This window comes from Prochlorococcus marinus CUG1433 (assembly GCA_017644425.1).
In the GTDB taxonomy this organism is placed as follows: domain Bacteria; phylum Cyanobacteriota; class Cyanobacteriia; order PCC-6307; family Cyanobiaceae; genus Prochlorococcus_A; species Prochlorococcus_A marinus_U.
The window spans coordinates 936,850-963,846 of sequence record JAEPLN010000001.1; the positions used below are offsets into that span (position 1 = coordinate 936,850).

General features: G+C 31.8%; 22 protein-coding genes. 7 read left to right on the forward strand and 15 right to left on the reverse strand.

The annotated features are described in order from the left end of the window. The first annotated feature begins 38 nt into the window (after positions 1 to 38). Both uvrA and JJ842_05400 read left to right on the forward strand, forming a co-directional pair. Positions 39 to 2,939: an excinuclease ABC subunit UvrA gene (uvrA, locus tag JJ842_05395; GenBank protein MBO6971346.1), complete on the forward strand. Its 2,901-nt coding sequence runs from the start codon at positions 39 to 41 to the stop codon at positions 2,937 to 2,939. A gap of 201 nt (positions 2,940 to 3,140) precedes the next feature. Beyond that, complete coding sequence (locus tag JJ842_05400) at positions 3,141 to 4,550, forward strand: glycosyltransferase (GenBank protein MBO6971347.1); 1,410 nt, start codon at positions 3,141 to 3,143, stop codon at positions 4,548 to 4,550. Here the strand turns inward: JJ842_05400 and JJ842_05405 are convergent. From JJ842_05405 to JJ842_05415, 3 genes are read right to left on the reverse strand one after another with little or no spacing between them, the layout of a single operon-like run. After that, positions 4,484 to 4,729: a hypothetical protein gene (locus JJ842_05405; GenBank protein MBO6971348.1), complete on the reverse strand. Its 246-nt coding sequence runs from the start codon at positions 4,727 to 4,729 to the stop codon at positions 4,484 to 4,486. The genes JJ842_05400 and JJ842_05405 overlap by 67 nt on opposite strands. Positions 4,730 to 4,739: 10 nt before the next feature. Beyond that, positions 4,740 to 5,816 (reverse strand): phospho-N-acetylmuramoyl-pentapeptide-transferase, encoded by a 1,077-nt coding sequence (locus JJ842_05410; GenBank protein MBO6971349.1) that lies wholly within the window; start codon positions 5,814 to 5,816, stop codon positions 4,740 to 4,742. Then, the gene (locus JJ842_05415; GenBank protein MBO6971350.1) at positions 5,800 to 6,081 is read right to left on the reverse strand and encodes a DUF3134 domain-containing protein; all 282 of its coding nucleotides are present in this window, start codon (positions 6,079 to 6,081) and stop codon (positions 5,800 to 5,802) included. The genes JJ842_05410 and JJ842_05415 overlap by 17 nt, the downstream gene beginning before the upstream one ends. A 285-nt stretch (positions 6,082 to 6,366) precedes the next feature. On the opposite strand from JJ842_05415, the gene JJ842_05420 reads away from it, so the two are divergent. After that, positions 6,367 to 7,581, forward strand: a complete 1,215-nt coding sequence (locus JJ842_05420) for an argininosuccinate synthase (protein ID MBO6971351.1) — start codon at positions 6,367 to 6,369, stop codon at positions 7,579 to 7,581. Between the two features lie 3 nt (positions 7,582 to 7,584). On the opposite strand, the gene JJ842_05425 is transcribed toward JJ842_05420, so the two are convergent. Both JJ842_05425 and JJ842_05430 read right to left on the reverse strand, forming a co-directional pair. Next, entirely contained in the window at positions 7,585 to 8,046 is a 462-nt protein-coding gene (locus JJ842_05425) for a 30S ribosomal protein S6 (protein MBO6971352.1), read from the reverse strand. Between the two features lie 102 nt (positions 8,047 to 8,148). Continuing rightward, a complete protein-coding gene (locus JJ842_05430) occupies positions 8,149 to 9,009 on the reverse strand; it encodes a shikimate dehydrogenase (protein MBO6971353.1) in 861 nt (286 codons plus the stop codon). Positions 9,010 to 9,124: 115 nt separating this feature from the next. On the opposite strand from JJ842_05430, the gene dnaK reads away from it, so the two are divergent. Beyond that, a complete protein-coding gene (gene dnaK / locus JJ842_05435) occupies positions 9,125 to 11,032 on the forward strand; it encodes a molecular chaperone DnaK (GenBank protein ID MBO6971354.1) in 1,908 nt (635 codons plus the stop codon). On the opposite strand, the gene JJ842_05440 is transcribed toward dnaK, so the two are convergent. Then, positions 11,029 to 12,111 carry an FAD-binding oxidoreductase gene (locus JJ842_05440; GenBank protein MBO6971355.1) on the reverse strand — a complete coding sequence of 361 codons (1,083 nt, stop codon included), beginning with the start codon at positions 12,109 to 12,111 and terminating at the stop codon, positions 11,029 to 11,031. The genes dnaK and JJ842_05440 overlap by 4 nt on opposite strands. A gap of 47 nt (positions 12,112 to 12,158) precedes the next feature. Between JJ842_05440 and purU the strand changes: the two genes are divergently transcribed. Beyond that, the gene (gene purU, locus JJ842_05445; protein MBO6971356.1) at positions 12,159 to 13,013 is read left to right on the forward strand and encodes a formyltetrahydrofolate deformylase; all 855 of its coding nucleotides are present in this window, start codon (positions 12,159 to 12,161) and stop codon (positions 13,011 to 13,013) included. A gap of 10 nt (positions 13,014 to 13,023) precedes the next feature. Here the strand turns inward: purU and JJ842_05450 are convergent, their stop codons facing one another. Next, positions 13,024 to 14,382, reverse strand: coding sequence for a ClC family H(+)/Cl(-) exchange transporter (locus tag JJ842_05450; GenBank protein ID MBO6971357.1), 1,359 nt, complete (start codon positions 14,380 to 14,382; stop codon positions 13,024 to 13,026). Between the two features lie 9 nt (positions 14,383 to 14,391). After that, entirely contained in the window at positions 14,392 to 16,965 is a 2,574-nt protein-coding gene (gene acnB / locus JJ842_05455) for a bifunctional aconitate hydratase 2/2-methylisocitrate dehydratase (GenBank protein MBO6971358.1), read from the reverse strand. A gap of 97 nt (positions 16,966 to 17,062) precedes the next feature. Here acnB and JJ842_05460 point away from each other — a divergent pair, with 97 nt between their 5' ends. Further along, entirely contained in the window at positions 17,063 to 18,130 is a 1,068-nt protein-coding gene (locus JJ842_05460; protein ID MBO6971359.1) for a 3-deoxy-7-phosphoheptulonate synthase, read from the forward strand. On the opposite strand, the gene JJ842_05465 is transcribed toward JJ842_05460, so the two are convergent. The 4 genes from JJ842_05465 to JJ842_05480 all read right to left on the reverse strand — a co-directional run bounded on the left by JJ842_05465 (position 18,123) and on the right by JJ842_05480 (position 23,344). Continuing rightward, positions 18,123 to 18,764 (reverse strand): dolichol kinase, encoded by a 642-nt coding sequence (locus JJ842_05465; GenBank protein MBO6971360.1) that lies wholly within the window; start codon positions 18,762 to 18,764, stop codon positions 18,123 to 18,125. The genes JJ842_05460 and JJ842_05465 overlap by 8 nt on opposite strands. A 5-nt stretch (positions 18,765 to 18,769) precedes the next feature. Further along, entirely contained in the window at positions 18,770 to 19,789 is a 1,020-nt protein-coding gene (locus JJ842_05470; protein MBO6971361.1) for an RpoD/SigA family RNA polymerase sigma factor, read from the reverse strand. A gap of 208 nt (positions 19,790 to 19,997) precedes the next feature. Then, positions 19,998 to 22,076 (reverse strand): polyphosphate kinase 1, encoded by a 2,079-nt coding sequence (gene ppk1 / locus JJ842_05475; protein MBO6971362.1) that lies wholly within the window; start codon positions 22,074 to 22,076, stop codon positions 19,998 to 20,000. Next, complete coding sequence (locus JJ842_05480) at positions 22,076 to 23,344, reverse strand: MFS transporter (GenBank protein ID MBO6971363.1); 1,269 nt, start codon at positions 23,342 to 23,344, stop codon at positions 22,076 to 22,078. The genes ppk1 and JJ842_05480 overlap by 1 nt, the downstream gene beginning before the upstream one ends. 57 nt (positions 23,345 to 23,401) lie before the next feature. Here JJ842_05480 and cobA point away from each other — a divergent pair, with 57 nt between their 5' ends. Further along, entirely contained in the window at positions 23,402 to 24,205 is an 804-nt protein-coding gene (gene cobA / locus JJ842_05485; protein ID MBO6971364.1) for a uroporphyrinogen-III C-methyltransferase, read from the forward strand. Here the strand turns inward: cobA and JJ842_05490 are convergent. Genes JJ842_05490 through queC form a run of 3 tightly spaced genes read right to left on the reverse strand, consistent with a single transcriptional unit; the run spans position 24,178 to position 26,992 of the window. After that, complete coding sequence (locus tag JJ842_05490) at positions 24,178 to 25,005, reverse strand: aminotransferase class IV (GenBank protein MBO6971365.1); 828 nt, start codon at positions 25,003 to 25,005, stop codon at positions 24,178 to 24,180. The two genes, cobA and JJ842_05490, sit on opposite strands and share 28 nt — an antisense overlap. Then, positions 25,002 to 26,321 (reverse strand): anthranilate synthase component I family protein, encoded by a 1,320-nt coding sequence (locus JJ842_05495; protein ID MBO6971366.1) that lies wholly within the window; start codon positions 26,319 to 26,321, stop codon positions 25,002 to 25,004. Before JJ842_05495 ends, JJ842_05490 begins: the two co-directional genes overlap by 4 nt. Beyond that, positions 26,318 to 26,992, reverse strand: a complete 675-nt coding sequence (gene queC / locus JJ842_05500; GenBank protein MBO6971367.1) for a 7-cyano-7-deazaguanine synthase QueC — start codon at positions 26,990 to 26,992, stop codon at positions 26,318 to 26,320. Before queC ends, JJ842_05495 begins: the two co-directional genes overlap by 4 nt. Positions 26,993 to 26,997: the final 5 nt, after the last annotated feature.

Genomic DNA, 26,997 nt, shown 5'->3' on the forward strand with positions numbered 1-26,997 from the left:
ACTATAATAACCTTTTTAAATCAAATTAAGATTTAAACATGGTCAATAAATTTAATAGTTTTGAAGAAGATAGCTCAATTAATATAAGAGGTGCTCGTCAGCACAATTTAAAAAATATTGACCTCTCTTTACCCAGGAACAAATTTATAGTTTTTACAGGTGTGAGTGGAAGTGGTAAAAGTTCTTTAGCTTTTGATACAATTTTCGCTGAAGGTCAAAGAAGATATGTCGAGAGTCTTTCGGCATATGCGAGGCAATTTTTGGGTCAAGTAGATAAACCTGATGTCGACAATATTGAGGGTTTATCACCTGCTATTTCAATCGATCAAAAATCTACAAGTCATAATCCTCGATCAACAGTTGGCACTGTAACAGAGATACAAGATTATTTAAGATTGTTATTTGGTCGTGCTGGTGAGCCACATTGTCATCACTGTGGGATTCCTATTGCTCCTCAAACAATTGATGAAATGGTTGATCAAATTCTTTTATTACCTGAAGGAACTAGATACCAATTGTTGGCTCCTGTTGTAAGAGGCAAGAAAGGAACTCATACAAAATTAATAAGTGGACTAGCGGCTGAGGGCTTCGCTAGAGTAAGAATCAACGGCGAGGTAAGAGAACTTGCTGATAGTATTGAATTAGATAAAAATCAAATTCATAATATTGAGGTAGTAGTTGATAGACTAATTGCTAGAGAGGGGATACAAGAAAGATTAAATGATTCTCTTCAAACTTGTCTTAAAAGAGGCGATGGTTTAGCAATTGTAGAAGTTGTGCCGAAAAAAGGGGAAAATTTACCTCTTAACCTAGAAAGAGAGAAACTTTACTCAGAAAATTATGCATGTCCAGTTCATGGTTCTATTGTTGAGGAACTTTCTCCTAGATTATTTTCCTTTAACAGTCCATATGGGGCATGTCCAGATTGTCATGGGATAGGTTATTTAAAAAAATTTACTGCTGATAGAGTTATTCCCGATAAAACATTACCTGTTTATGCAGCAATAGCGCCTTGGAGTGAAAAAGATAATACTTATTATTTCTCTTTACTTTATTCTGTGGGACAGGCTTATGGTTTTGAATTAAAAACACCTTGGAAAGATTTAAGTGATTTGCAAAAAAAAGTTCTACTTTTAGGATCAGATAAACCAATATTGATTCAAGCTGATAGTCGTTTTAAGACTTCTAGTGGTTTTGAAAGACCTTTTGAGGGAATATTACCAATTTTAGAAAGACAGTTGAAAGAAGCCAATGGAGAATCAGTTAAACAAAAATTAGAAAAATATCTAGAATTAGTGCCTTGTAAGACATGTTCTGGAAAAAGATTAAGACCTGAGGCCTTGGCCGTTAAACTTGGTCCATATAATATTACTGACTTAACTTCTATAAGCGTTTCTGAAACCCTCACTCACATAGAGCGCATCATGGGTTTAGGTAAGACAAATAAAGAAAATATATCTTTATCAGAAAAACAAAAGCAAATAGGTGAATTGGTTTTAAAAGAGATTCGTTTGCGTTTGAAGTTTTTAATTAATGTAGGTTTAGATTATTTGACTTTAGATAGACCAGCTATGACTTTGTCTGGTGGTGAAGCTCAGCGTATTAGACTGGCTACACAAATAGGTGCAGGTCTTACTGGAGTTTTATATGTACTAGATGAACCAAGTATTGGTTTGCATCAGAGAGATAATGACAGATTATTAGAAACATTAAAAAGCTTAAGAGACTTGGGAAATACTTTGGTTGTCGTTGAACATGATGAAGATACTATGAAGTCCGCAGATTATCTAGTAGATATTGGTCCAGGGGCAGGTGTTTATGGTGGGGAAATAATTGCAAAAGGATCTTATCAAGACGTCATAAATTCAGAAAGGTCATTAACTGGAGCATACCTCAGTGGTAGGAAGTCAATTCCTACTCCAAAAGAACGTAGATCATCTGTAAAGAAAAGTTTAATTTTAAATAATTGCTCTAAAAATAATTTAAAAAATATTTCTGTGGAATTTCCTTTAGGAAGGTTAGTTTCTGTAACTGGTGTAAGTGGAAGTGGAAAGAGCACTTTGATAAATGAATTACTTCATCCGGCATTGTGCCATTCTCTAGGATTAAAAGTTCCCTTTCCTCAAGGTGTAAAAGAGTTAAAGGGTATAAAGGCAATTGATAAAGTTATCGTTATTGATCAATCTCCAATAGGAAGAACTCCAAGATCTAATCCTGCTACATATACTGGTGCTTTTGACCCCATAAGGCAGATATTTACTGCCACAGTAGAAGCAAAAGCAAGAGGTTATCAGGCTGGTCAATTTAGCTTTAATGTTAAAGGAGGAAGATGCGAAGCTTGTAAAGGGCAGGGAGTCAATGTTATTGAAATGAATTTTCTACCTGATGTTTATGTTCAATGTGAAGTATGTAAAGGAGCTCGTTTTAATAGAGAAACTCTTCAAGTTAAATATAAAGGTTTTAATATATCTGATGTTCTAGAGATGACTGTTGAACAAGCTGCAGAAACTTTTTCTGCTATACCTCAAGCTGCTGATAGATTATCTACATTGGTTGATGTTGGCTTAGGATACGTCAAATTAGGACAGCCAGCTCCTACATTATCTGGTGGAGAAGCTCAAAGAGTTAAGTTAGCCACAGAATTGTCAAAAAGGGCTACTGGAAAAACTTTATATTTGATTGATGAACCAACTACAGGGTTAAGTTTTTATGATGTTCATAAATTAATGGATGTGATACAACGTTTGGTAGATAAAGGTAATTCAGTTATTGTTATTGAACATAATTTAGATGTTATTAGATGTTCAGATTGGATAATCGATTTAGGACCTGACGGAGGGGATAAAGGAGGAGAAATAATTGCAGAAGGTATTCCTGAGGATGTAGCTAAAAATCCTACAAGTCATACAGCAAAATATCTTAAAAAGGTTCTGAAATAAGAAAATCCTTGTTGTATTTCTTTTTATATTAAATATTTCAGCAAAACTAAATTCTTTTTTAAAGTGGCATAAAACCCCTCTGTAACTGCTTTTTTGAAAACTTTTATATAAAAAAAATTTCAAATCATAATGCTTTCTTAATATTTTCTAAGAAAATTCAGCTTATTTGTATTAAAGGCCGTTTATCGGAGGATTTGCTGAATGAGGTTGAAATTTTTACATTTACATTTACATGGTCTTATACGTTCTAAAAATCTTGAGTTAGGCAGAGATGCAGATACAGGAGGGCAAACACAATACGTTTTTGAGTTAATTAAAAGTTTGGCTAATACTGTAGAAGTTGATCAAGTTGATTTAGTTACTCGTTTAATAAAAGACCCTAAAGTAGAAGATGAATATTCTCAAGAAGAAGAATTTGTAGAACCTGGAGTTAGAATTTTAAGATTCAAATTTGGACCTAATAAATATTTAAGAAAGGAATTGCTTTGGCCTTATTTAGATCATTTAACTGAAAAGCTGATTTCTTACTATAAAAAAAACAAAAAGCCTAATTTCATTCATGCACATTATGCAGATGCTGGTTATGTAGGAGTTAAACTAAGTAAATCCCTAAACGTTCCTCTTATTTTTACTGGTCATTCTCTAGGAAGAGAGAAAAAAAGGAAATTGCTTGATACTGGTTTAAAAAATAATCAAATAGAAAAACTTTATTCTATAAGTAAAAGAATTGAGGCAGAAGAAAAAGCATTGAAATCTGCAGATATCGTCGTTACAAGCACTAAACAGGAGTCAGTGTATCAATATTCCCAATATTCTTCTTTTTCACCTCATAAAGCTAAAGTTATTCCGCCTGGTGTTGATCATAATAAATTTCACCATATTCACTCCACAAGCGAGACAGCCGAAATTGATAACATGATGAAACCTTTTCTAACGGATTCTTCCAAACCTCCATTTTTGACTATTTCTAGAGCTGTACGAAGAAAAAATATTCCATCTCTGATTGAAGCTTATGGAAGATCTGAAAAATTAAAAAGAAAAACTAATTTAATTTTGATTTTGGGTTGTAGAGAGAGTACTTCAAAACTTGATCCTCAACAAAAAGATGTTTTCAATAATATTTTTGAAACAATTGATAAATATAATTTGTATGGAAAGGTAGCTTATCCAAAAAAACATCTTCCAAGTCAGATTCCTTCTTTATATAGGTGGGCTGCTAGCAGAGGTGGCGTATTTGTAAATCCAGCTTTAACAGAGCCTTTTGGTTTAACTCTTCTTGAAGCTTCTTCATGTGGATTACCAATAATATCAACTAATGATGGTGGACCTAAAGAAATTCGTTCAAAATGTGAAAATGGACTTCTAGTGGATGTTACTGATATTGATGAGTTGAAAAATATTCTTGAAAAAGGTATATCAAATAATAATCAGTGGAAAATATGGAGCAGAAATGGAATTGAGGGTGTTAACAGACACTTTAGTTGGAACACTCATGTACGTAATTATTTATCAGTACTTACTGAAGAATTTTCAAGTTCAAGTAGCTATTCTTCATCTGACATTAAACAAAGTTGTTTAAAAGGGACTTCCTCACTTATAAAACCCCATTGATCAAAAACCTCAGGATCAGGGTGAAGAATTAGTTGATTATTTTGAGTTTTCTTTAGTTTAAAGCCCTTCTTAGATAGTTTTTTCATTAAGTTAGCTGTTTCTTCAAATCTTGATGCCATTGCTTCAAGACTTGCACAGTCACTTGTTAACCCATTATCTTTCCATGTAAAAAAATTCATAACAAATTTTTCAAAGATTGATTTTTAAAACTATACCTAAAATTACAAGTAAAATGTTGATTTTCCAAAAATTTTCAACTATTTTTTGTTCCTTCATTCCTTTAAGTTCAAAGTGGTGGTGTAGTGGAGCCATTAAAAATATGCGTTTACCTCTATGAAATAATTTTTTTGTAATTTTAAAAAACCCTACTTGAATCATTACTGATAACGATTCAATAATAAATATTCCTGAAAAAATAGATAAGGTAAAAATGCTATTGGTTAATAACGCTATAGAACCCAGAATTGCTCCTATACTTAGAGATCCGGTGTCACCCATAAATATTTTTGCAGGATAACTATTGTACTTGAGAAAACCTAGGCATATGCCTGACATCGAAAAACATAAAATGCTAAAAACAAAAAGCTCTTGCTGTTCTTTCAGTAATATTTCTGTTCCTAATCCATAAAAGACAATCCCACTGCATCCAGTTGCTAATCCATCTAGTCCATCAGTCAAATTTACTGAATTACTCATGCCGACAAGTACTAAAAAAGAAACTGGCAATATGAAAATATTCATATTTATTTCCCAGGAGTCAGAAATTGTTATTAATGGACTGATTAAATTTTTTTCGTAGGCTAACGATATAAAAATTATTGAGATGACACTTTGAAAGATTAATTTCTGTTTTGTTTTTAAACCTGTGTTCTCTTTTTTTTTAATGCTTAAATAATCATCTAAAAATCCTATAATAAAGAAACCAAAAATAGTAAGTAATAAAAGAATTAATTTTATAGAACCTAAATTGATAGTTATTATTAAAAGCAAAATTAAAAAAGGGATTATCATAAAAATTCCACCCATTGTTGGAGTATCACTTTTTTTAAAGTGATTAGCTGGGCCTTCATTTCTAATATTTTGAAGTAAATTAAATTTTTTGATAATCTTTAGACCCTTTTTCGTTGTAAAAATAGAAATAAAGAAGAATAATATGTAAACTCCTATAAAAATAAAATTATTAAAAAAATAGGAGGTTACTATTAAAGCAAAAGTATTTAATATAAATAAAGATTTAAAGTTAAACTTTTTAATCTTCCCAATCATCTTCTAATGAAGGATCTTCTTCAGTTTTATAATCTTCCTTTTCCCCCATTAACGCTGAAAGTTCTTCTTCTTCTATAGTACTGATCTCTTGGGAATCTCCATCTTTTTCTGCAACGAGTCTGCCTGTATTTTCAAGCCAAGATAGTAGGTCAGGCTCCTCTCTTAATGGCAACACAGGAGCTGGATCATCTCTGTGGTAGCAAGTTAAAGCTGGGTTAACTTCAGAAATATCGTCTAATCTAAGTTTTAGTTTGTTTGAATCCATTATAGATAATGTTCTATATATAAGATAATACATAATGATGCACACTAAAAACTTTGTTTGATAAAGGAAATTTTAAATACTTTTTTATCTGGCTAATTTCATTGTTGCTGTCTGGATTATTAAAACTTATTGGATATTTGAATCCCAATGTTTTAATAATTAATAACTTTCTTCTCTTATTATTAGTTTTTGGTCCAGCTCTTTTAGTTACAATAGTATTAGTCTTTAATAAGTTTTCAAAGTCTTAATTACGTCAAAAAATTTAAATTTATGGAGCAAATTTAGATGCAGCAGGTAAAAAAAGTTGTACTAGCTTATTCTGGTGGCGTAGATACGAGCGTTTGTATTCCATATTTAAAGAATGAATATGGAATTTCAGAAGTAGTTACTTTTGTCGCAGATCTTGGTCAAGGCGAGGATTTAGAACTTATTAGGCAAAAAGCTCTAAATTCTGGTGCATCTCAATCAATTGTTGGCAATTTAGTTAAAAGTTTTGTTGAGAGATACGCTTTTCCAGCCATTAGAGCAAACGCATTATATTTAGATAAATATCCTTTATCTACAGCTCTTGCTAGGCCTTTAATTGCAGAAAATCTTGTAAATATTGCTCGAGAGTTTAGTGCTGATGCAGTGGCTCATGGATGCACTGGTAAAGGGAATGATCAAGTTCGATTTGATTTAGCAATAAATGCTTTAGGTCCTGATTTAAAAATAATTACTCCTGCAAGGGAATGGAATATGAGTAGGGAAGAGGCAATAGTGTACGGAGAAAAGTTTGGTATTCCTGCACCAGTATCAAAAAAATCACCATATTCAATAGATGTTAATTTACTTGGTCGGAGTATTGAAGCAGGCATATTAGAAGACCCAATGAAAGAAGCACCTGAAGATATTTTTGCAATGACATCATCTATTGAGAATTCACCTGATTCTCCTCAAGAAGTAGAAATTATTTTTAAAAATGGGTTTCCTGTTGGAATTAATGATGAATCTCTAACCCCTGTAGAGATTATTAAAAAAGCTAATGTTCTGGCAGGTGAGCATGGCTTTGGGAGAATTGATATGATTGAAGACCGAGTAGTAGGAATTAAAAGTAGAGAGATTTACGAAACACCAGGCCTCTTGCTTTTAATAAAAGCTCACAAAGAATTAGAAAGCATTACATTGAATCCAGAAGTTGTCGACTTTAAAGGAATAGTTGAAAAAAAATGGGGTCAACTTGTCTATCAAGGTTTTTGGTTTGGACCTCTTAAAGATAGTTTAGATTCATTTATTTCGTCGACTCAAACTGCAGTTAATGGAAGAGTAAAGATTAGACTTCATAAGGGGAACGCAATAGTAATCGGTAGAATGTCTGAAAATAATTCGCTTTACAGAGAAGATTTGGCAACTTATAGCAAAGACGATGTTTTTAATCATTCTTTAGCGGAGGGTTTTATTTATATGTGGGGTATGTCTAATAAAATATGGGCTGAATTAAATTCAAAAACAAAAGATTAACATTTAAGATTCTGCATTTTCTTTAGTTTCATTATCATCTTTTCCCGAAGTTGAAGTATCTGCGCTTACTACTGGTTTTTCTTCCTTAGATTCAACTTTAGATTCTGGATTTTCTTTATCATCTACTTTAGTTGAATTCTTCGTAGAAGGTCTCGGAGTTGGCAAGGGCCCTTCTTGTTTAACGGTCATGTATCTAATAACATCTTCACTTAGTCTCATTGCTTTTTCGATTTTGAAAATATGTTGTCCATCTCCTTGATGACTTAGTTGGACGTAAATACCTTCTCTATGTTTTGCTATTTGATAGGCTAATCTTCTTTTACCCCTCATTTGACTATCGAGGATGGTACCGCCAAATTCTTCTAAAAGCTTATTATATTTATCAATGTGGTTAGTTACTTCATCTTCCGCAATATCTGGGCGGAGGATATACATAGTTTCGTAATAGGATTGTTGATCGTTCATAGTTTCAGACAAGGTCTTTGGCTCATATAGTTGATGTTATGAGCGTCTGTTCATCTTTAACGATACATCATGATGTGCAGTTCTTTGAAAATTAGCATTGTTTTAAAGATGATTTTTGAGTGCATCATTCATAATATGAAAAGGTACTTCTAAACCATTTGTCCAAAATGATAATGATTTCATTCCCTGAGCAACAAGCATTTGCAAACCATCGATAGTCATGCATCCTTTATTAGCGCTGAATTTTAATAGATGAGTCGGAGCAGGGTTATATATTAAATCATAAACAATAGTTTTTGAGTTAAGAGATCTCCAAAAATAATCTCCATATGGCAATAAATTCATTTCATTTTTGGCTGTTTTCATTCCTACTGGTGTCGTATTTACAACTAAATCTGCTTCTTCAATTAAATTTTGAGCTTGATTATCGTTACTTAAGAAACTCTCAAGTTCAATTTGATTTTCAAAGTTTTTTATGAATTCATCTAGAGATGATTTGTTACGTCCTATTACTGAAATTTTTGAAAAATTTAAATTTATTAAACCTTGAATAACAGATTTTGCTGAACCCCCGGAGCCAAGAACTATTGATTTTTTTTTTGCTAAGTTCAAATTTTTTAATGGATAAATAAATCCTTCTAAATCAGTATTAGTTGCGCTCCATTCATTTTCAGAATTTAATTTCAGGGTATTAATGGCTTTCAGTTTGCTTGCAATAGGCGAAATTTCACTACATAGATTAAATACTTTTTCTTTATGGGGAATTGTAATATTTAAACCTTTGCAATTAATTTTTTTCAAAGAATGCAGAACCAATTCTAGATCTTCATCTTTGCAAGGTATAGCAATATAAATTAAATCTAGGCCTAAATATTGGAATGCAGCATTTTGCATAATCGGTGACAAGGAATGGCTTACTGGATTGCCGATTAATGCTATAAAAGATGTCTTACTTGAAATCATGTGTAGTATTTTTCTTTAAAATAATGATCTGTTCGGGAACCACACCCCATTTTTGAGTAACAATAATGACGTCAATGACCGATTATGGAGAATAACAAATACAAATAGTATACCCATGGGTAAGGTTGTAGGAATCGATTTAGGAACAACTAATAGTTGTGTTGCTGTAATGGAAGGTGGTAAACCTACTGTAATAGCAAATGCTGAGGGTTTCAGAACTACTCCATCAGTTGTTGCATATACAAAAAATCAAGATCAGCTTGTTGGACAAATAGCTAAAAGACAGGCTGTAATGAACCCTGAAAATACTTTTTATTCAGCAAAACGATTTGTTGGAAGAAGAGTTGATGAAGTTAATGAAGAATCTAAAGAAGTTAGTTATTCTGTTGAAAAATCTGGTTCTAGTGTAAAGTTAAAATGCCCTATTTTGGATAAGCAGTTTTCTCCTGAAGAGGTGAGTTCTCAAGTTTTAAGAAAGTTAGCAGATGATGCAGGTAAATACCTTGGTGAAAAAGTTACACAAGCTGTAATTACAGTTCCAGCTTATTTTAATGATTCACAAAGACAGGCTACTAAAGATGCCGGAAAGATTGCAGGTTTAGAAGTCCTCAGAATTGTTAATGAGCCAACCGCTGCGGCCCTAGCATATGGTTTGGATAAAGAGAATGAAAAAATTCTTGTTTTTGATTTAGGGGGAGGAACATTTGATGTCTCAGTTATTGAAGCAGGTGACGGAGTAACAGAAGTTCTATCTACGTCAGGAGATACACATTTAGGTGGTGATGATTTTGATAGATGCATTGTAGATCACTTAGCTAATACTTTTAAATCAAATGAGGGAATTGATCTCAGACAAGATAAGCAAGCTTTGCAAAGATTGACTGAAGCTGCAGAAAAAGCAAAGATAGAGCTTTCAAATGCTACGCAAAGTGAGATAAATTTACCTTTTATTACAGCTACGCCTGAAGGACCAAAACACTTAGATTTGAACCTTACTAGAGTAAAGTTCGAGGAACTAGCAGCTTCTTTAATTGATAGGTGTAAGACCCCAGTTGAGAGAGCTATAAGCGATGCAAAAATTTCTACTAGTGAAATTGATGAAGTTGTTATGGTCGGAGGCTCATCTAGAATACCTGCCGTTCTAGATTTAGTTAAAAAAATAATTGGTAAAGATCCAAACCAAACCGTTAATCCCGATGAGGTAGTAGCTGTTGGAGCTGCAATTCAGGGAGGAGTTTTAGCAGGAGAGGTTAAAGATATATTGTTGCTTGATGTTACTCCACTTTCTCTAGGTGTAGAGACTCTAGGCGGAGTAATGACAAAAATGATAAATCGAAATACTACCGTACCTACAAAGAAATCTGAAACATATTCAACTGCTGTAGACGGTCAAACAAATGTTGAAATACACGTTTTACAGGGTGAAAGAGAAATGGCCTCTGATAACAAAAGCTTAGGAACCTTTAGATTGGATGGAATACCCTCAGCACCAAGGGGAGTTCCGCAAATTGAAGTTACATTTGATATCGATGCAAATGGAATTCTTAGTGTTACTGCTAAAGATAAAGGAAGTGGTAAAGAGCAAAGTATTTCTATCACTGGTGCTTCTACTTTATCTGATAATGAAGTAGAAAAAATGGTAAAAGATGCAGAATCAAATGCATCTGCAGATAAGGAAAAAAGAGAAAAAATTGATTTAAAAAATCAAGCTGAAACACTTGTCTACCAGACAGAAAAGCAACTTGGTGAGTTAGGAGACAAAATTGATGCTGCAGCAAAGTCTAAAGTTGAAGAAAAAAGTAATGCTTTAAAAGAAGCAACTTCAAAAGAAGATTATGAATCAATGAAAAAACTTCTTGAAGAACTCCAGCAAGAACTTTATGCAGTTGGCTCATCTGTTTATCAGCAACCAGGCAATCAGCCACCATCACCTGGCGCAGCTGGTGGTCCTGATCAGAGTGATTCAAATGAAAAAGGTGGAGATGATGTAATTGATGCAGACTTCACTGAAACAAAAGATTAGTAAAGGTAATTTTTAATTTCATTAGCAACCCATTTAGAACAAGCGGGAGCCAGTAAAATCCCATTTTTATAAAAACCTGTACAGATAATTAGTCCATCTTCAAGATTTTTCATTATTGGTGAAGGCTCACCATCTGGTCTTGACCTAATTCCGTACCACTTTTTACAAATTTTTCCTTTCTCCAGCCAAGTTGGTTTTTTATCTAGAAAATTTGTGAGTTTTTCGAATGTATTTTTTTCTGGCTTAGTACTATGTTCGTCAGTTGATCCAATAATTAGCTTATTTTTTGATTTTGGAATTATATTTTTACCATTTATATTGAATTGTTTTGGCAGCGAAAACAAATCAACTTCTTCATCATTAATCTCAATTTCCATAGCTTGGCCTAAAACAGGCTTTAATTTGATGTTGTGAGATCTGCTATCTATTAAATCAATCGCTTTTAGTGAATTACACAAAATAACCATGTCAGATTTGATATTTTCATTATTTCTTGTTGTAGAAATCCATTGATTGTCTGATTTTCTTATTTTTATTATTTCTTCTTGTAAATAATTTACTTTTTTATGTTTTAGATATTTATCTAATGTTTGTAGTAACGATAAAGCATTTATTTTTCCATCTTTGAAGGAGATCATTCCTTTTATATTGTTTGTTTGGAAGGTTTTATTTATATTCTTGATTAATATTGAGTCTCTTTCTAAAATTAGTAACGTTGGATCATTATTTTCATAAACAAATTTCTCTAATTTTTTAAACTTTTCTTCATTAGTAGTTAGTTGGATTAATGGTTTTTCGATATTTAATTCATAATTAAATTTTTGTAGGAACGTAATCCATTGTGGCCATAATTCAATGCTTTGTTTCCTGAGATCCCAGCTTCTACCCCTTCTTTTTTGATACATATTACCCATTAGCAAGCCTAAAGCTGCATTGCTACTATTTTGGAGTTGAGTTGGATCTATTATCGTTACTTGGAAACCTAATTCTGATAATTCTAAGGCGTTAAATTTTCCAATAATCCCTGAGCCAATAATAACTATGTTTGCTTTTTGAAAATTTTCTTTTAAGCTTTTCATTGATATATTAGATATACTTGCTTATTTGACTTAATATTTAAAGATTTTTGGAACATCCTTCAATTATATTCAAAATTGTTTGTCCTGATCGTCCTGGCCTTGTAAGTTTACTTACAAGTTGGATTTCAAATTACGGTGGCAATATAAAACATTCTGATCATCATACTGATCAAGATGCAGGTTTGTTTCTTAGTCGAATTGAATGGAATAGTAACAATGAATCTTTTAATAGAGATGAAATTTATAAAGAATTTGAAAAAATTGCAGATGAAGTAAATGGACAATTTAAAGTAAATTATTCTGATGAAATCCCAAATGTTGCTATTTTCGTGAGTAAACAAAATCATTGTTTGATTGATTTACTTTGGCGAGTAAGAAATGGAGAACTCAAAATGAAAGTTCCTTTAATAATTTCAAATCATTCTCATCTTGAAAATATTGCAAATGACTTTAATGCAAAATTTGTCCATATTGATACCTTTAAAACTGATAAAACTTTTGTTGAAGATCAATTTTTAAATTTACTAAAAGAATATGACATTGATCTAGTTGTATTAGCCAAATATATGCAAATTTTGAGTGACTCTTTTTTAAAAAAATTTTCTTCAATAATAAATATTCATCATTCTTTCTTACCTGCATTTAAGGGCGGGCAACCATATCATAGAGCGTGGAAGAGAGGTGTTAAATTAATCGGTGCTACTGCTCACTATGTTACTGAAGATCTTGATGAAGGCCCGATAATAGAGCAATGTACAGTTAATGTAAGTCATAGGGATGAAGTTGATGATTTGATTAGAAAAGGACGAGATATTGAAAGAATAGCTTTAGCAAGAGCAGTAAGATTACATCTAAATCATCAAGTATTTGTCTATAACAGCAAAACTGCTGTTTTTGATTGAAGATAGTTTCTTAGTCTTCTAATTCTATTTGTATTTGTCTTTCATAAATTGATTCTTCATTAAAAGCTCTTGCTACCAAGAAACTGGCAATGCAGCTGATTAACACAGGTTTCATTATTAATAAATTTTTTGTTAAAGCAAAAGCTAAAAACATTGCTGTTATTGGCGTTCGTGAACATCCTGCTACGAAAGCTCCCATTCCCGCAAAAATGTATGTACTTGGTGCATGTCCTGTAGCAATTTCTACCCAGCTTCCCATTATTAGTCCGATTGATCCTCCTAAAGTAAGCATTGGATAGAATAATCCTCCAGGAGCTCCGGATGCTGCAGCTAAACCTGTCGTGATAAATAGTACTAAAACTGCTATTAAAGCAATTCCAATACTTGTATTTTGTTCAGCTATTATTTTCTGTAATTCATCTAAATTATGAAATGTACTGGGTAAAAAAGAGTAGATACTTCCTAAAATAAGTCCACAGATACTCATTTTTAAAACAAATTTATTTTTATACCACTTTTTCCCAAAATTTTGCATTAACAAAACATATCTGCTGTACAATTCTGCAAATATTCCAATAATTATTCCTAGTAAAACTAAGTAAATAAAATCTACAGGTAAGAAAAAAACTGATGGGTCGTATTCTTTTTGAATCAAAAATCCGAGGTTAAAATCAAAGCCTCCTGCTTTAGGATCTAAACCCAAGGCTTGAATAATATCAGCAGATGAATCTGCAATAAAAGTTGTAATTACTACTAATAATAAAATTACTGGTCTAGCAGAGTTTAATAACTCCTCTATTGCATAAATAAACCCTCCTAATGGAGCGCTAAATACTGCAGCTATTCCAGCACCACCACCTGCTGCTACTATTACTCTTCTGAAAGCTGTAGGAGCTTTGAGCCACTTGGCCATTTGCCAAGCTACGGATCCTCCCATTTGAACTGATGGACCTTCTGGACCCAAAGGGAATCCACTACCAATCGCAATAATTCCTGATATCAGCTTTACTAATCCTACTTTCAAATTCATTGGAACTTTTTTATGTCTTAAGAAACCCATGATTTGACTCACTCCTGAACCTTTTGCGGCAGGCGCTATATTTTTGATCAAATATCCTGCAATAGCTCCTCCTAGAGCTCCAAAAATAGGTAAGACCGCAATAGATGGGAATTGGTCTAATAATGCTAATCTCCAATTATTAATAAAATAGATTCCAGTTTTAAAAGATATGCTTGTAATTGAAGCTCCTAGACCTGTTAATAAGAGAGAAAATGCAACGACTAAAGATCTTTGTTTTAATAATTTTTTGATGCTACGAGAAGAATTATTACTTGTTTTTTGAATATTATCTTTTATAAAGTTTGGCATGGTCCATGATTACTTTGTCAAGCTGAAATCGTGTATTTCATCAAATTGAAGATAGCGATAAAGTTCATCTGAATATGGATTAATTTTATTTTTAGTAATATCCTGATATTCTTCTATTTCAGGTATTTTTCCAAGCAGTGCACAAACTGCTGCCAATTCTGCACTGCCTAAGAATACTTGCGCATTCTTGCCAAGTCTATTGTCAAAATTTCTTGTACTGGTGGAAAATACAACAGAACCTTCATCAACTCTAGCTTGATTTCCCATACATAATGAACAGCCTGGCAACTCTAATCTTGCACCACAATCTTCAAATATTTTATAGTAGCCTTCAGCTTTTAGAGTTTCTTCATCCATCTTTGTTGGTGGACAAATCCATAATTTAGCTTTTAAATTTTGTACTCCTTCAAGAACTTTTGCAGCTGCCCTGTAATGACCAATATTTGTCATGCAAGAGCCTATAAAAACCTCGTCAATATTTGTATTTGCAACATCAGTGATTTCTTTTACATTATCTGGATCATTAGGGCAAGCAACTATAGGTTGTGTTACTTTTGCTAAATCAATTTCAATGATTTCTTCATACTGAGCGTTTGAATCTGGTTGAATTAATGATGGTTTTTTTAACCAATTTTTCATATCATTTATTCTTCTAGAAATCGATTTTGAATCTTCATAATTGCTCTCGATCATTTTTTCTAGCAGGCAAATATTGCTTTTTAAATATTCTTGAACAGTTTCTTGGGATAAAAGTATTGTGCTACCAGCGCATGATCGTTCTGCAGTGGCATCAGTAAGTTCAAAAGCTTGTTCAAGTTTTAGGTTTGGTAATCCCTCAATTTCCATAATTTTTCCGTTGAATATATTTTTTTTATTTTCTTTCTCAACAGTTAATAGTCCTTTATTAATTGCGAAGAGAGGGATTGCATTAACTAAATCTCTGAGAGTAATTCCTGGTAATAATTCTCCTTTAAACTTAACCAGCACAGATTCCGGCATATTTAATGGCATTGATCCTATTGCAGCGGCAAATGCAACAATGCCTGAGCCTCCAGGAAATGAAATGCCAAGAGGAAATCTTGTATGACTATCTCCACCTGTGCCAACAGTATCAGGGAGAAGCATTCTGTTAAGCCAACTATGAATGATGCCGTCTCCAGGCTTAAGAGCTACTCCACCTCTTTGAGATATAAAATCAGGTAATTCTTTATGGGTAAGTAGATCTACTGGTTTAGGATATGCAGCAGTATGACAAAAACTTTGCATCACTAAATCTGCAGTAAATCCTAAACAAGCTAGTTCTTTTAATTCATCTCTAGTCATTGGCCCAGTAGTATCTTGACTACCAACTGTGGTCATAATTGGCTCACAGGTCATTCCTGGCCTAACTCCATCTAAACCGCAAGCTTTGCCTACTATTTTTTGAGCTTGAGTAAATCCGGCACTACTTTCGGTTGGGTTTTGTGGTCTAGTAAATATTTCACTTGGTTGATAATCTAATTTGTTTCTAATTTTGTCCGTAAGAGATCTTCCAATCATAAGATTAATTCTTCCGCCAGCTTGAATTTCATCAGTAAGAGTTGATGGATACAACTCGAATTTGCTGATTAATTTTTCAGTATTTGAATCTTTTTCAATTTTTTTAATAATGCCTTTATAGGGATATATTTTAATAACATCTCCTGTTTTCATTTGAGAAACGTCAGCTTCTATAGGTAAAGCTCCTGAATCTTGTGCAGTATTGAAGAAAATTGGAGCTATTTTGCTGCCAATTATTATTCCACCTGTTTTTTTGTTGGGAACAAAAGCAATATCTTCTCCTATATGCCAAATGAGTGAATTAATAGCAGATTTTCTAGAACTCCCTGTTCCAACAACATCTCCAACATAAGCTATTGGTAAATTTTGTTTTTTAAAATTATCAAGAATCTTTAGTCCATCAGGTTTTTTAAATTCCAACATAGCTAATGCATGCATTGGAATATCCGGGCGTGTTGTTGCATGTACAGCTGGAGATAAGTCGTCTGTGTTTGTCTCACCGTCTACTTTAAATACTAAACAAGTAATCTCTTTTTCTAGAACTTTTTTATTTATGAACCATTCTGCATTTGCCCAACTATTTACAACTTCTTTTGCATAAATATTATTTTGAGATAATTCATAAATTTCATTAGCCGAGTCGTAAACAAGAATAATGTTTTTTAAAACTTCTGCCGCTTTTTTTGCGAGTAAACTATTTTCTCCTTTAAGTATTTCAACCAAAGAATTTACATTGTATCCGCCTATCATTGTTCCAAGTATTTCGATTGCTTTTTCGGGATTAATTGATTTGCAATATTTTTCGGAATTAACAATAGCCGTAAGCCAGCTTGCTTTTACGTAAGCAGCCTCATCAACTCCTGGGGGTACTCTATTTATTAATAAATCAAGTAAATAAGATGAATCGTAAGTACTATCTTGTTCTAATAATTTTGTAATACAATTTGTTTGTTCAGCATTTAAAGGCAAAGGAGGTATACCTTTGGCAGCTCTTTCAGCTACATGATCTGCATAATCTTTTAGCAATGTTTCCAAATTCTTCATTAGTAAGGTTTAATGCCTAATCTATTGTTATTTTTAATATTGAAAAGGAGAGTATTCATAAATGCTTTTTTAAATATTCAAACTTCTTAATTAATCAATGACGACATCATCAAATAATTCAGCTTTAGAAAAGACATCAGATTTACATGTTCTTGAAACACGTCCATTAATACCTCCAAGCAGATTACATAATGATATACCCTTAGATCACGACTCTGCCAATACAGTATCTAAAACAAGAAGATCGATACAAAATATTTTGCATCATAATGATCAGAAGCTTTTAGTCATTGTGGGTCCATGTTCAATTCATGATCTTGAAGCGGCAAAGGAATATTCAAAATATATTCAAAAATTACGAGAAATGTATAAAGATAAATTAGAAATAATTATGAGAGTATATTTTGAAAAACCAAGAACAACTATTGGTTGGAAGGGATTGATAAATGATCCTCATCTAGATGATTCTTATGATATTAATACTGGTTTAAGAAGGGCAAGAAGTTTGCTTTCATATCTAGCAACTCGTGGAATACCTTCTGCTACTGAATTATTGGATCCAATTGTCCCACAATATATTGCTGATTTAATAAGTTGGACAGCTATAGGTGCGCGGACTACTGAAAGCCAAACACATAGGGAAATGGCATCAGGATTATCAATGCCTATAGGCTTTAAAAATGGGACAGATGGTTCTTTCAATACCGCAATTAATGCAATGCAGTCGGCTTCAAAATCACATCATTTTTTAGGTGTAAATTCTAATGGAATGGCTTCTATTGTTAATACTACGGGAAATCCAGATGGACATATAGTTTTAAGAGGCGGCTCAAAAGGTCCAAATTTTGAAAGTCATCATGTTCAAAGAATTTCATCTGAATTAAGGCAATGTAATCTTCCTCATAAAGTAATGATTGATTGTAGTCATGGAAATTCCAATAAAGACTTTCGAAAACAGTCTGAAGTGCTGAAAAACATAGCTTCTCAAATAAGTAACGGCGAAAAAAATATTTTAGGAGTTATGCTTGAAAGTCATTTGAAGGAGGGAAATCAAAAACTTTTAAAAAAAGAGGATCTTGAGTTTGGCAGAAGCATTACAGATGCATGTATAGATATAGAGACAACAATGGGATTACTTGCTATTTTATACAATTCACTTAGCTAGATATAAAAAAATTAAAAAATAATGCTGAAGAAATTGGAACAATGAAGTTATCTATTCCTAAAACACTAAATTGTTCGAGCAATGTCGCAAAAAAAGCTAATGTAAGATAATTTAAATTTAAACTATTTTGTTGGGCGTATCCTATTGAGCAAACTACTATCAAACTCGTTGAAAACATTGTCATAGTGCCAAATAAAGATTTTTTTTGTTTAAAAAAAATCCAACTTTTTGAATTAAGGCCTTTTCCTATTAACCCAGCTAATCCATCACCAAAAGTCATTATGAAAAATCCAGTAATTAATGCATATGGATCTTTATCCCAGAAAAGATAAATCAAAATAAATAAACTTAGACAATAAAATAATGTTCCATAACTCTTTCTCTCAACGTCTTCTATTGTTGGAAATAATTTATATTTGTAATTGATGAAAACAATTAATGAAACGATTCCTGTAAAAATCAGAGCAGAGTTTTGATTAATTTTTAAAAATTGAGCAATTGGTAGTAAAGGTCCTATTCCTATATGTATTATTTTTCTTACGATTTCTTTGCTATCTTCATTATATTTTTTAAAAACTATTGATATTAGAAAAATTGCAAGTAAATATAATAAAATTACAGTAAATTTTATCAATTTGGTTAAGCTGCTTTTTGATGAGTTGTCATTACTCTAAGTTTTAATATTGCTTTGGCTTCTAGTTGCCTTACCCTTTCTCGTGAAACATTAATTTGTCTTCCTATTTCTGCGAGTGTTAATGGTTCTTCACCATCTAATCCAAATCTGAGCTTCATTATCTTTTGTTCTCTTTCATTTAATTGAGAAAGCCAAGTTCCTAAATGTTCTTTTTGAATAGTTCTATCCATACCTTCCATAGGCTCTTCACAGTTTGGATCAGGTATGAGCTCACCAAGAGTACTTCTATCTTCTTCGCCTCTTGCATGAGCATCTAGGGAGGCGCAAGGAGCACTTTGCGAAATTAAATCTTCTAAATCTTTTTGATCAATTCCCATTTCATTTGCCATTTCCAATCTGGTAGGTTGTCTACCAAATTTATGTGATAATTCTCTAGAAACTCTTCTCATTTTGGATAGTTTTTCACTTATGTGAATAGGCAAACGGATTGTTCTTGCACTGTTATCAATAGCCCTTGTCATTCCTTGCCTAATCCACCAGTAAGCATAAGTTGAGAATTTATATCCCATAGCAGGATCAAATTTATCTACAGCTCTTTCAAGGCCAATAGCGCCTTCTTGGACAAGGTCTAATAATTCAAGCCCTTGGTTTTGGTATTTTTTTGCAACTGAGACAACAAGCCTTAGATTAGCTGCCATCATTCTATCTCTAGCTCTTTTGCCAATTTTAATTTGATAAAGATTTTGTTGCGTTCTATCAGTTTCAGGAATTTGCAGCAACTTCTTCATGTTCTGAACATGATGAGCTAACTCTATTTCCTCAGCTGGAGTCAAAAGAGGTACTCTGCCAATGCTACTTAAGTAGTAGCCAATTGAATCTGAAGCGAGTCTGCCAGATTTTTTTTGGCTTTGTTTTGCAGTAAGACTGGATTTCGATTTACGAGACTTGCCCGCAGTGTTTGGTAATCTTGGCTCATCAAAATTATTATCTGAAGAGCTTTTCGCAGATTCCAGAGGGATCCCCATCACCCTGGCCTCCTAAATAATGGATTTTTTAAAAAGCTAGCACTGAAATCGGAATAAAAACTACTTTTACGTTGAAATTTTAAAGACAAAAATTTTTTTTTAAATGCTTTTTTCTTGAAATCCCTTGATATTAATGGATTTTTTAAAAATTAAAAAAAATTTAAAATTTTAAGTATTTTTTTAAAATGTTGTAAAAATCAATATTTATTTAATTTTTTATTAGGTCAATTTGCGAACGATTATCCGATGAATCTAATTCATATTTCGAATAAGAACCATCCTCTTTCATTATCCAAGAAAAGTAATCATCTTTAATGTAGGTTTGTAAAAGTGAGTATATTTTACATTTCAATTCATAATCCTCTATTGGAGTAACAGCTTCTATTCTTCTATCAAGATTTCTTCTCATCCAATCAGCACTCCCAATAAAAACCTCATTATTACCGTTGTTATAAAACCAAAAAATTCTTGAGTGTTCAAGAAAGTGGCCAATAATGCTTATGACTTTAATATTTTCACTTAAATTTTTTCTTTGTGGATATAAGCAACAAATACCTCTTATGATGAGGTTAATTTTTACACCTGAGTCTGAAGCTAAATAAAGAAGTTTAATTATTTCTGGATCTACTAAAGAATTCATTTTTGCAATTATTTCCGCTTTTTTGCCTTCCTTTGCATTTTTAATTTCTCTTTTTATCAGAAATATAAATTTTTCTCTCATAGATGCTGGAGAAACTAATAACTTTTGATAACTTTTTTGTTTAGAAAAACCTGATAAGTAATTAAATAACTCAAGTAAATCTGATGCAATATCAGGATCAGTTGAAAGTAATCCTAAATCTGTATAAAACATTGAAGTATTAGAGTTATAATTTCCAGTTCCAATATGGAAATAATTCCTTAATCGTCCTTTTTCTTTTCTTACTATTAATGCTATTTTTGTATGTGTTTTAAATCCTATGATTCCATATACAACATGAATTCCAGCTTGTTCAAGTTGTTTTGCCCATTGAATATTATTGTCTTCATCAAATCTTGCTTTTAGTTCAACAAGAGTCATTACTTCTTTTCCGTTCTCTGCAGCTCTCATTAAAGCTGCAATGATCGGCGAATCCTTGGAAACTCGATATAAAGTAATCTTTATAGCCATGACAAGCGGATCATCAGCTGCTTTGTTTATAAATTCTTCAACTGAAGTTTTAAATAAGTCGTATGGATGATGCAGCAGGATATTTTGTTTTCTAAGTATATTAAAAATAGAATTGAAGTTTTTGTTTGCAGGTAAATCTAAATTTTTTAATTTTGGGTGAGTTTTCCCGATTAGTAGATTTTCTTTTAAATCATCTCTATTAATTTTTGTAAGTTGATTTAAATCATCAAGGCCTAAAAAACTTTTGCAAAAGTAAATATATTCTTTTTGTATTGAGATACTTTCAATGAGCAATTTCAGAATATTTTCTGGCATATCTGATTCAACTTCTAATCTCACTACGTCTCCACCTAATCTTCTCTTTTGTAAACTTTGTTCAACTGCCAAAAGAAGATCATCTGCTTCAAGTTCTTTTAATTCTAAATCTGCATCTCTTGTCACTCTAAAAAAAGAGTAATTTATACATTCCATTCCCTTAAATAAAGTATTTATATTATTTCCGATTAAATCTTCAACACTGATAAAAAAATATGTACTTTCATTGCCATGTTGAATAATTTCATTGGGAATTTGTATAAATCTATTTATATTTTTTGTTGGTATTTTTACTCTGACAAACTGATTTTTAGAATCTTCCCCATCCCGTATTAAAGCTGCCAAATTTAGACTTAAATTACTTATAAAAGGAAATGGATGTGCTGGATCAACAACTAATGGAGTTAATAAAGGGAAAATAGATGAAGTGAAGTAGTTATTGCACCAATTTCTTTGATTTTCACTTAGGTCTTTGTATTTTTTTAAAAATACACCTTTTTCTCTTAATTCATTAATTAATTCATTATTAATATAGTTTTCTTGCAGAGTCGTTAAATTTTTAACTTCTTTATTGATTTTCGTTAATTGCTCTTTAGGGGTAAGTCCATCAATACTTTTTTTTGTAACACCTGCTTCAACTTGAGCTTTTAATGAAGCTACTCTTACCATAAAAAATTCGTCTAGATTATTACTAAAAATTGAACAAAATTTTACTTTGTCTAGGATTTTGTATTCCTCTTCCATACCAGTTAGGAGTACTCTTTTATTGAATTCAATCCAACTTAATTCTCTATTGATAAAAAAATCAGCCTGGCTTTTCATTAAGATAATTTTGATTTTTGATTGTTAAAAGAATTATTATTTTTACCCTCTGCAATAAGGTATATCATGAAAAGTAAGATAACGGAACCAGCTATAAAAGGTGATTTAGGACCAAAACTATCATAAACCCTTCCGGCCATTGCAATTCCTAAAACGCCTCCAAGACTCTGTAGACCCTGAAGGTTACTTAAAATTGAGCCTTGTTTATCGATGTCTAATTTCTTTGATATTAGTGCTCTTAAAGTGGGGGTAATTAACCCTGCCCCAACGGCTAAAAATGAAACAGCTGAATAAATATTAATTGTTGCATTTTCTTTTGGAGTAGTTATTAAAAGAGCACATGCCACAAGAATAAAGCCTGATCCGATAAGTGTTAATCGCATTTCGCCAAATTGCTTTACCAGAGGCCCAATTAATCCTCCCTGAACGATAATTGCAATGATTCCTACTACAACAAGAGTTCCACTTGATGCTTTGGTCGTCCAGTTTAAAGATTCTTGAAGGAAAAATATAAGGATGTTGGTCAATCCAGTAAAAGCAATAAAGTAAATAAAAAAAGCTAATGATAATTTTTTAATCTTTTCTTCTTTGAAAACTGTAAATAGAGCTTTTAAAGGGTTTTTTAAAATTGTTTTTGATTTATTTAAGTCACTATTAGGCTTGGTTTCTGGTAAGTAAAAAAATACAAGGAGAAAATTTATTATTGGAATGATTGAGGCTATCAAAACTGGAATAATGAAATTATTATTTGTATTTCTTGCAAAAATTACAACAAAAATATTACCTAAGAAAAAACTTAAACCAAAAGCTACACCAATAAGACCAAATGTTTTTGCTCTTTTTTCAGGGCTTGAAATATCTGCAAGAATTGTTGTTGCAGTAGCGGCAGTCCCCCCACTTAAACCGTCAATTAGTCTCGCTAAAAATAATAAAAATAACGGGATAGAAGCTATTGAATTTGACCAATTAAAAAGAACTGTAAAAGATAATATTGATATTCCTATTACTGAACCAGTAATACAAAAAAGGGTGACAGGTCTTCTTCCATATCTATCACTCATAAGCCCAATAAAAGGAGAAGCTGTAAATTGAGCTAGTTGATAAGTGCATGATAATAAACCATATGTACTTGCTTTAGAATCAAAAAGTAAAACAAAAGAGGGTAATATGGGTAACAGTATACTTTCACTTAAACGATCATTTAGAAGAGTGATAAACGCACTAAGGAGAGTAAATTTTTTATTTGGTTTTAATAAACTTTCTTTCACAATATTTACCTTCATTGCGATTAACTTTTACTACCATACTTGTTAATGGAGATTATTGTGCCCGGCATTGTTTATTTAGTTGGAGCAGGTCCTGGTGATCCTGAGCTTTTAACTCTTAAAGCTTTACGCCTAATAAAAAATTGTGATGCATTAGTTCATGATGCTTTAATCCCTGATGAAATAACAAAAGAGGCAGGAAAAAATACAGAAATTTTTCATGTAGGCAAAAGAGCTGGGAAGTGTTCTGTACCTCAGGCTGAAACTAATGCTCTTATTTTGAAATTGGCAAAAGAAGGCAAAAATGTTGTAAGGCTTAAAGGGGGAGATCCATTTGTCTTTTCTAGGGGTGGTGAAGAAGTATCGTTTTTAGAAAAAAATGGAGTCCTAGTTGAAATAGTGCCTGGAATTACTTCTGGTATAGCTGCTCCTACATATTTTGGTATTCCACTTACTCATAGAGATGCTGCGAGTTCTGTAACTTTCGTAACTGGGCATGAGCATGTTGATAAAGATAAAAAGAGTGTCAATTGGAGAGATTTAGCTAAATCTTCAGATAGTTTAGTTATTTTCATGGGTATAAAAAATATTGAATTTATTGTAGAGGAATTAATTTTAGGCGGCTTATGTAAGGATACAAAATGCGCTGTAATCCAAGAAGCTACTTTGAAAAATCAAAAATGTTTTATAGATAAATTAGATAATCTCCCAGATAAAATTAAAGATAAAGAATTTTTAGCCCCATCAATTATCATTATTGGAAAAATTGTTGAATTTAAGGTTAATAATAATATAACTAAAGTATCTGATGTCTATTTATCAGATATCAATAAAGTTCAACTATATAATAAATCCCAAAAGTAAATTGGATCAAATTGAGGTTTTAGCTTTAAATCATTAACTTGATTAATTTGTCTGCAAGATAAGCTATTAATTGCAACTATTATGTCATCATTTTGAAATTCTGGAGAAATTAATTCTTCTTTTACAATTTTTAATTTTAAAGCTTTAGAAACCATAATTCCCTCTAAACAGCCGCTCTCTTTTCTGGGCGTTATCCATTGATTATTTCTTTTGATAAGAAGATTAAATGTACTTCCACAACAAAGTTCACCTGACGTATTCAATAGGATAGAATCATCAAAAGATTTTTTATTAGCCTCTGTTAAGACTTGTATTGCCTGATTATATGAAAATGTTTTGCATCTACTTATAAGACTGAATTCGTTTACTTTTTCCGTTTGACTAATAAAAACGCTTATCGGATTAAAATTTGGTTTTATTCTATAAAACTCAAGCCATAAATTATCTAAATCTTTTGTTTCTAAAGTGCTATCAATTGTTAGTGTTCGACCTTTATTAGTTCCTCGACTATAGTTAATTCTTACTGAAGCAAATTGATCATTCTTAAGCGATAACTTTCTAATCCCATCATTAATAAGTTGTCTCAAAGTAAATTTATTTATTTTGAGATTAATATTTAAAATTTTGCTACTTTTTTCTAACCTTTTCAGATGTTCGTCAAAAAGAACAGGTTTGTTTTTCTTTATCAAAATGGTTTCAAATATACCATCTGCAAATTTCAATCCTCTATTATTAGCAGTAATAAATATTCTATCGATATCTAACCATTGATCCTTGTGCCAGCCTAGTGTTTCTATCATTTTAGTGAATCAATTAATGGTAAAAGTTTCCACTTTAGTTCATTAGTTTCCTCTTCAGGATTAGAGTCAATAACTATTCCGCAACCTGCATATATATTGATTTTTTTATCTTTAATTAAAAATGATCTTATTAGTATATTGCTGTCAAACTCTCCATTCCAGTCAAGCTTCAAAAATGAGCCACAGTATGGTCCGCGCTCACATTCTTCTAATTCAAAAAGTCTCTGGCATGATCTTAATTTAGGTGCTCCAGTTATAGAACCCCCAGGCCAACAAGCTTTTAGTAAATCAATCCAGTTTTTGTCTTTTTTTAATTTGCCTCTGATTACTGAAGTTAGATGATGAACTTTTAAAAAACTTTCAAGTTTTAATATTTCTGGGACAATAATGCTTCCTGTTTCGCAAACTTTACTTAAATCATTTCTTATAAGGTCGACAATCATAATATTTTCGGCTCTATCTTTCTCATTCGTTATTAAATCAATAGCATTAAGTGCATCTTGATTTAAATCCTTATCTCTGGATCTAGTTCCTTTGATAGGTCTTGATTCTACAAAATTTTTATTATCTAACTTTATAAATCTTTCTGGCGATGTGGATAATACCGCCTCTTTATAATTATTGTCATAATTTACAATTATTCCTCCAAAGGGAGCTCTTAATTTTTTTCTTATTTTTAAATAAATATCTAGAGGACTATAGCTTTTGGAAGATTCAATTTCGCATTTAGTTGTTAGGTTTGCTTGAAATATATCCCCTAAGGAAATTAATTTTTTCAATTTTAGAATATTTTTCTGAAATTTTTCAGCCATTTCCTCTAAATTAATCTTTGAAAAATCAAAATTCAAATTTGTTTTAATAATATTTTTTTCTTCAATATTTTTAATATTGTTGATTATGTTCTTATAATTCATTAGTTCAGATGAGTTTGTGCCTTCGATAATTATTTCTTTTTTTATCAGGTTACATTTAATAATTGGATCATATGATCCAATCCATAAAGTTGCCATATTAGATTTTCGCCATGGGTTTTTGGGTTCTATGAAAACTCCGGCTTCATAACTTAACCATCCGATCCAAAATCCTTTTTCAATATTTCTTAAATTGTTAAATGGATTATTAGTTTTGTTTAAGTTATTAATATCTCTTGATTGGATTATTTTTTTAGGTTTAATTCCTATTATTGACCATTCCCCATTTTCTTTGCCATCACTGTCTAGCCAAGCTAATCCTTTATCTCCGAATTTTTTTGTGAGATTATGCGTAATAAGTGCTGGATCTATCCATTTTTCTAGAATTATTTTTTTTATTTTCATTTTTTATTATTTTTATTAAGCCATTTTTCATAAGCGGCATTTCTAATTCTGCAGCTATCACACTTACCGCATGGTTTTGAATTGCCCGAGTAACAACTCCATGTTTTATCTAAAGGGACATGATTATCAAAAGCTAATTTAATAATTTCCTCTTTATTTAAATCTAATAGTGGTGCCCAAAGTTTTATTGGATTATTTTCTCTTCCTCTTTTATTGGCTAAATCTGCTAACTCTTGAAATTTTTGAATGTAGTCAGGTCTGCAATCTGGATAACCAGAATAATCTAGTGCATTAACTCCTAATCCTATAAAATCAGCATTTATTGCTTCGGCATAACTTAGTGCAACGGAAATAAATATAGTATTTCTCCCAGGAACATAAGTATTAGGAATTTTATTAGTTTGTACTCCCTCTATTGGAATATTTTTTTGTGTATCAGTTAATGATGAGCCTCCCCATAAAGATAAGTCAAGCTTAATGATTTTAAATTCTTCGATATCAAAGTGTTTTGCAATTATTGATGCAGAATTTAATTCTTTTTTATGACGTTGACCGTAGTCAAATGAAAGGCCAAAAATTTTAGCTTCGGATTTTTTGGCAATACCAGTAACTGTAGAAGAATCTAAACCTCCAGATAATAAAACTACTATCGATTTATTTTTAAGAGTCATATAAT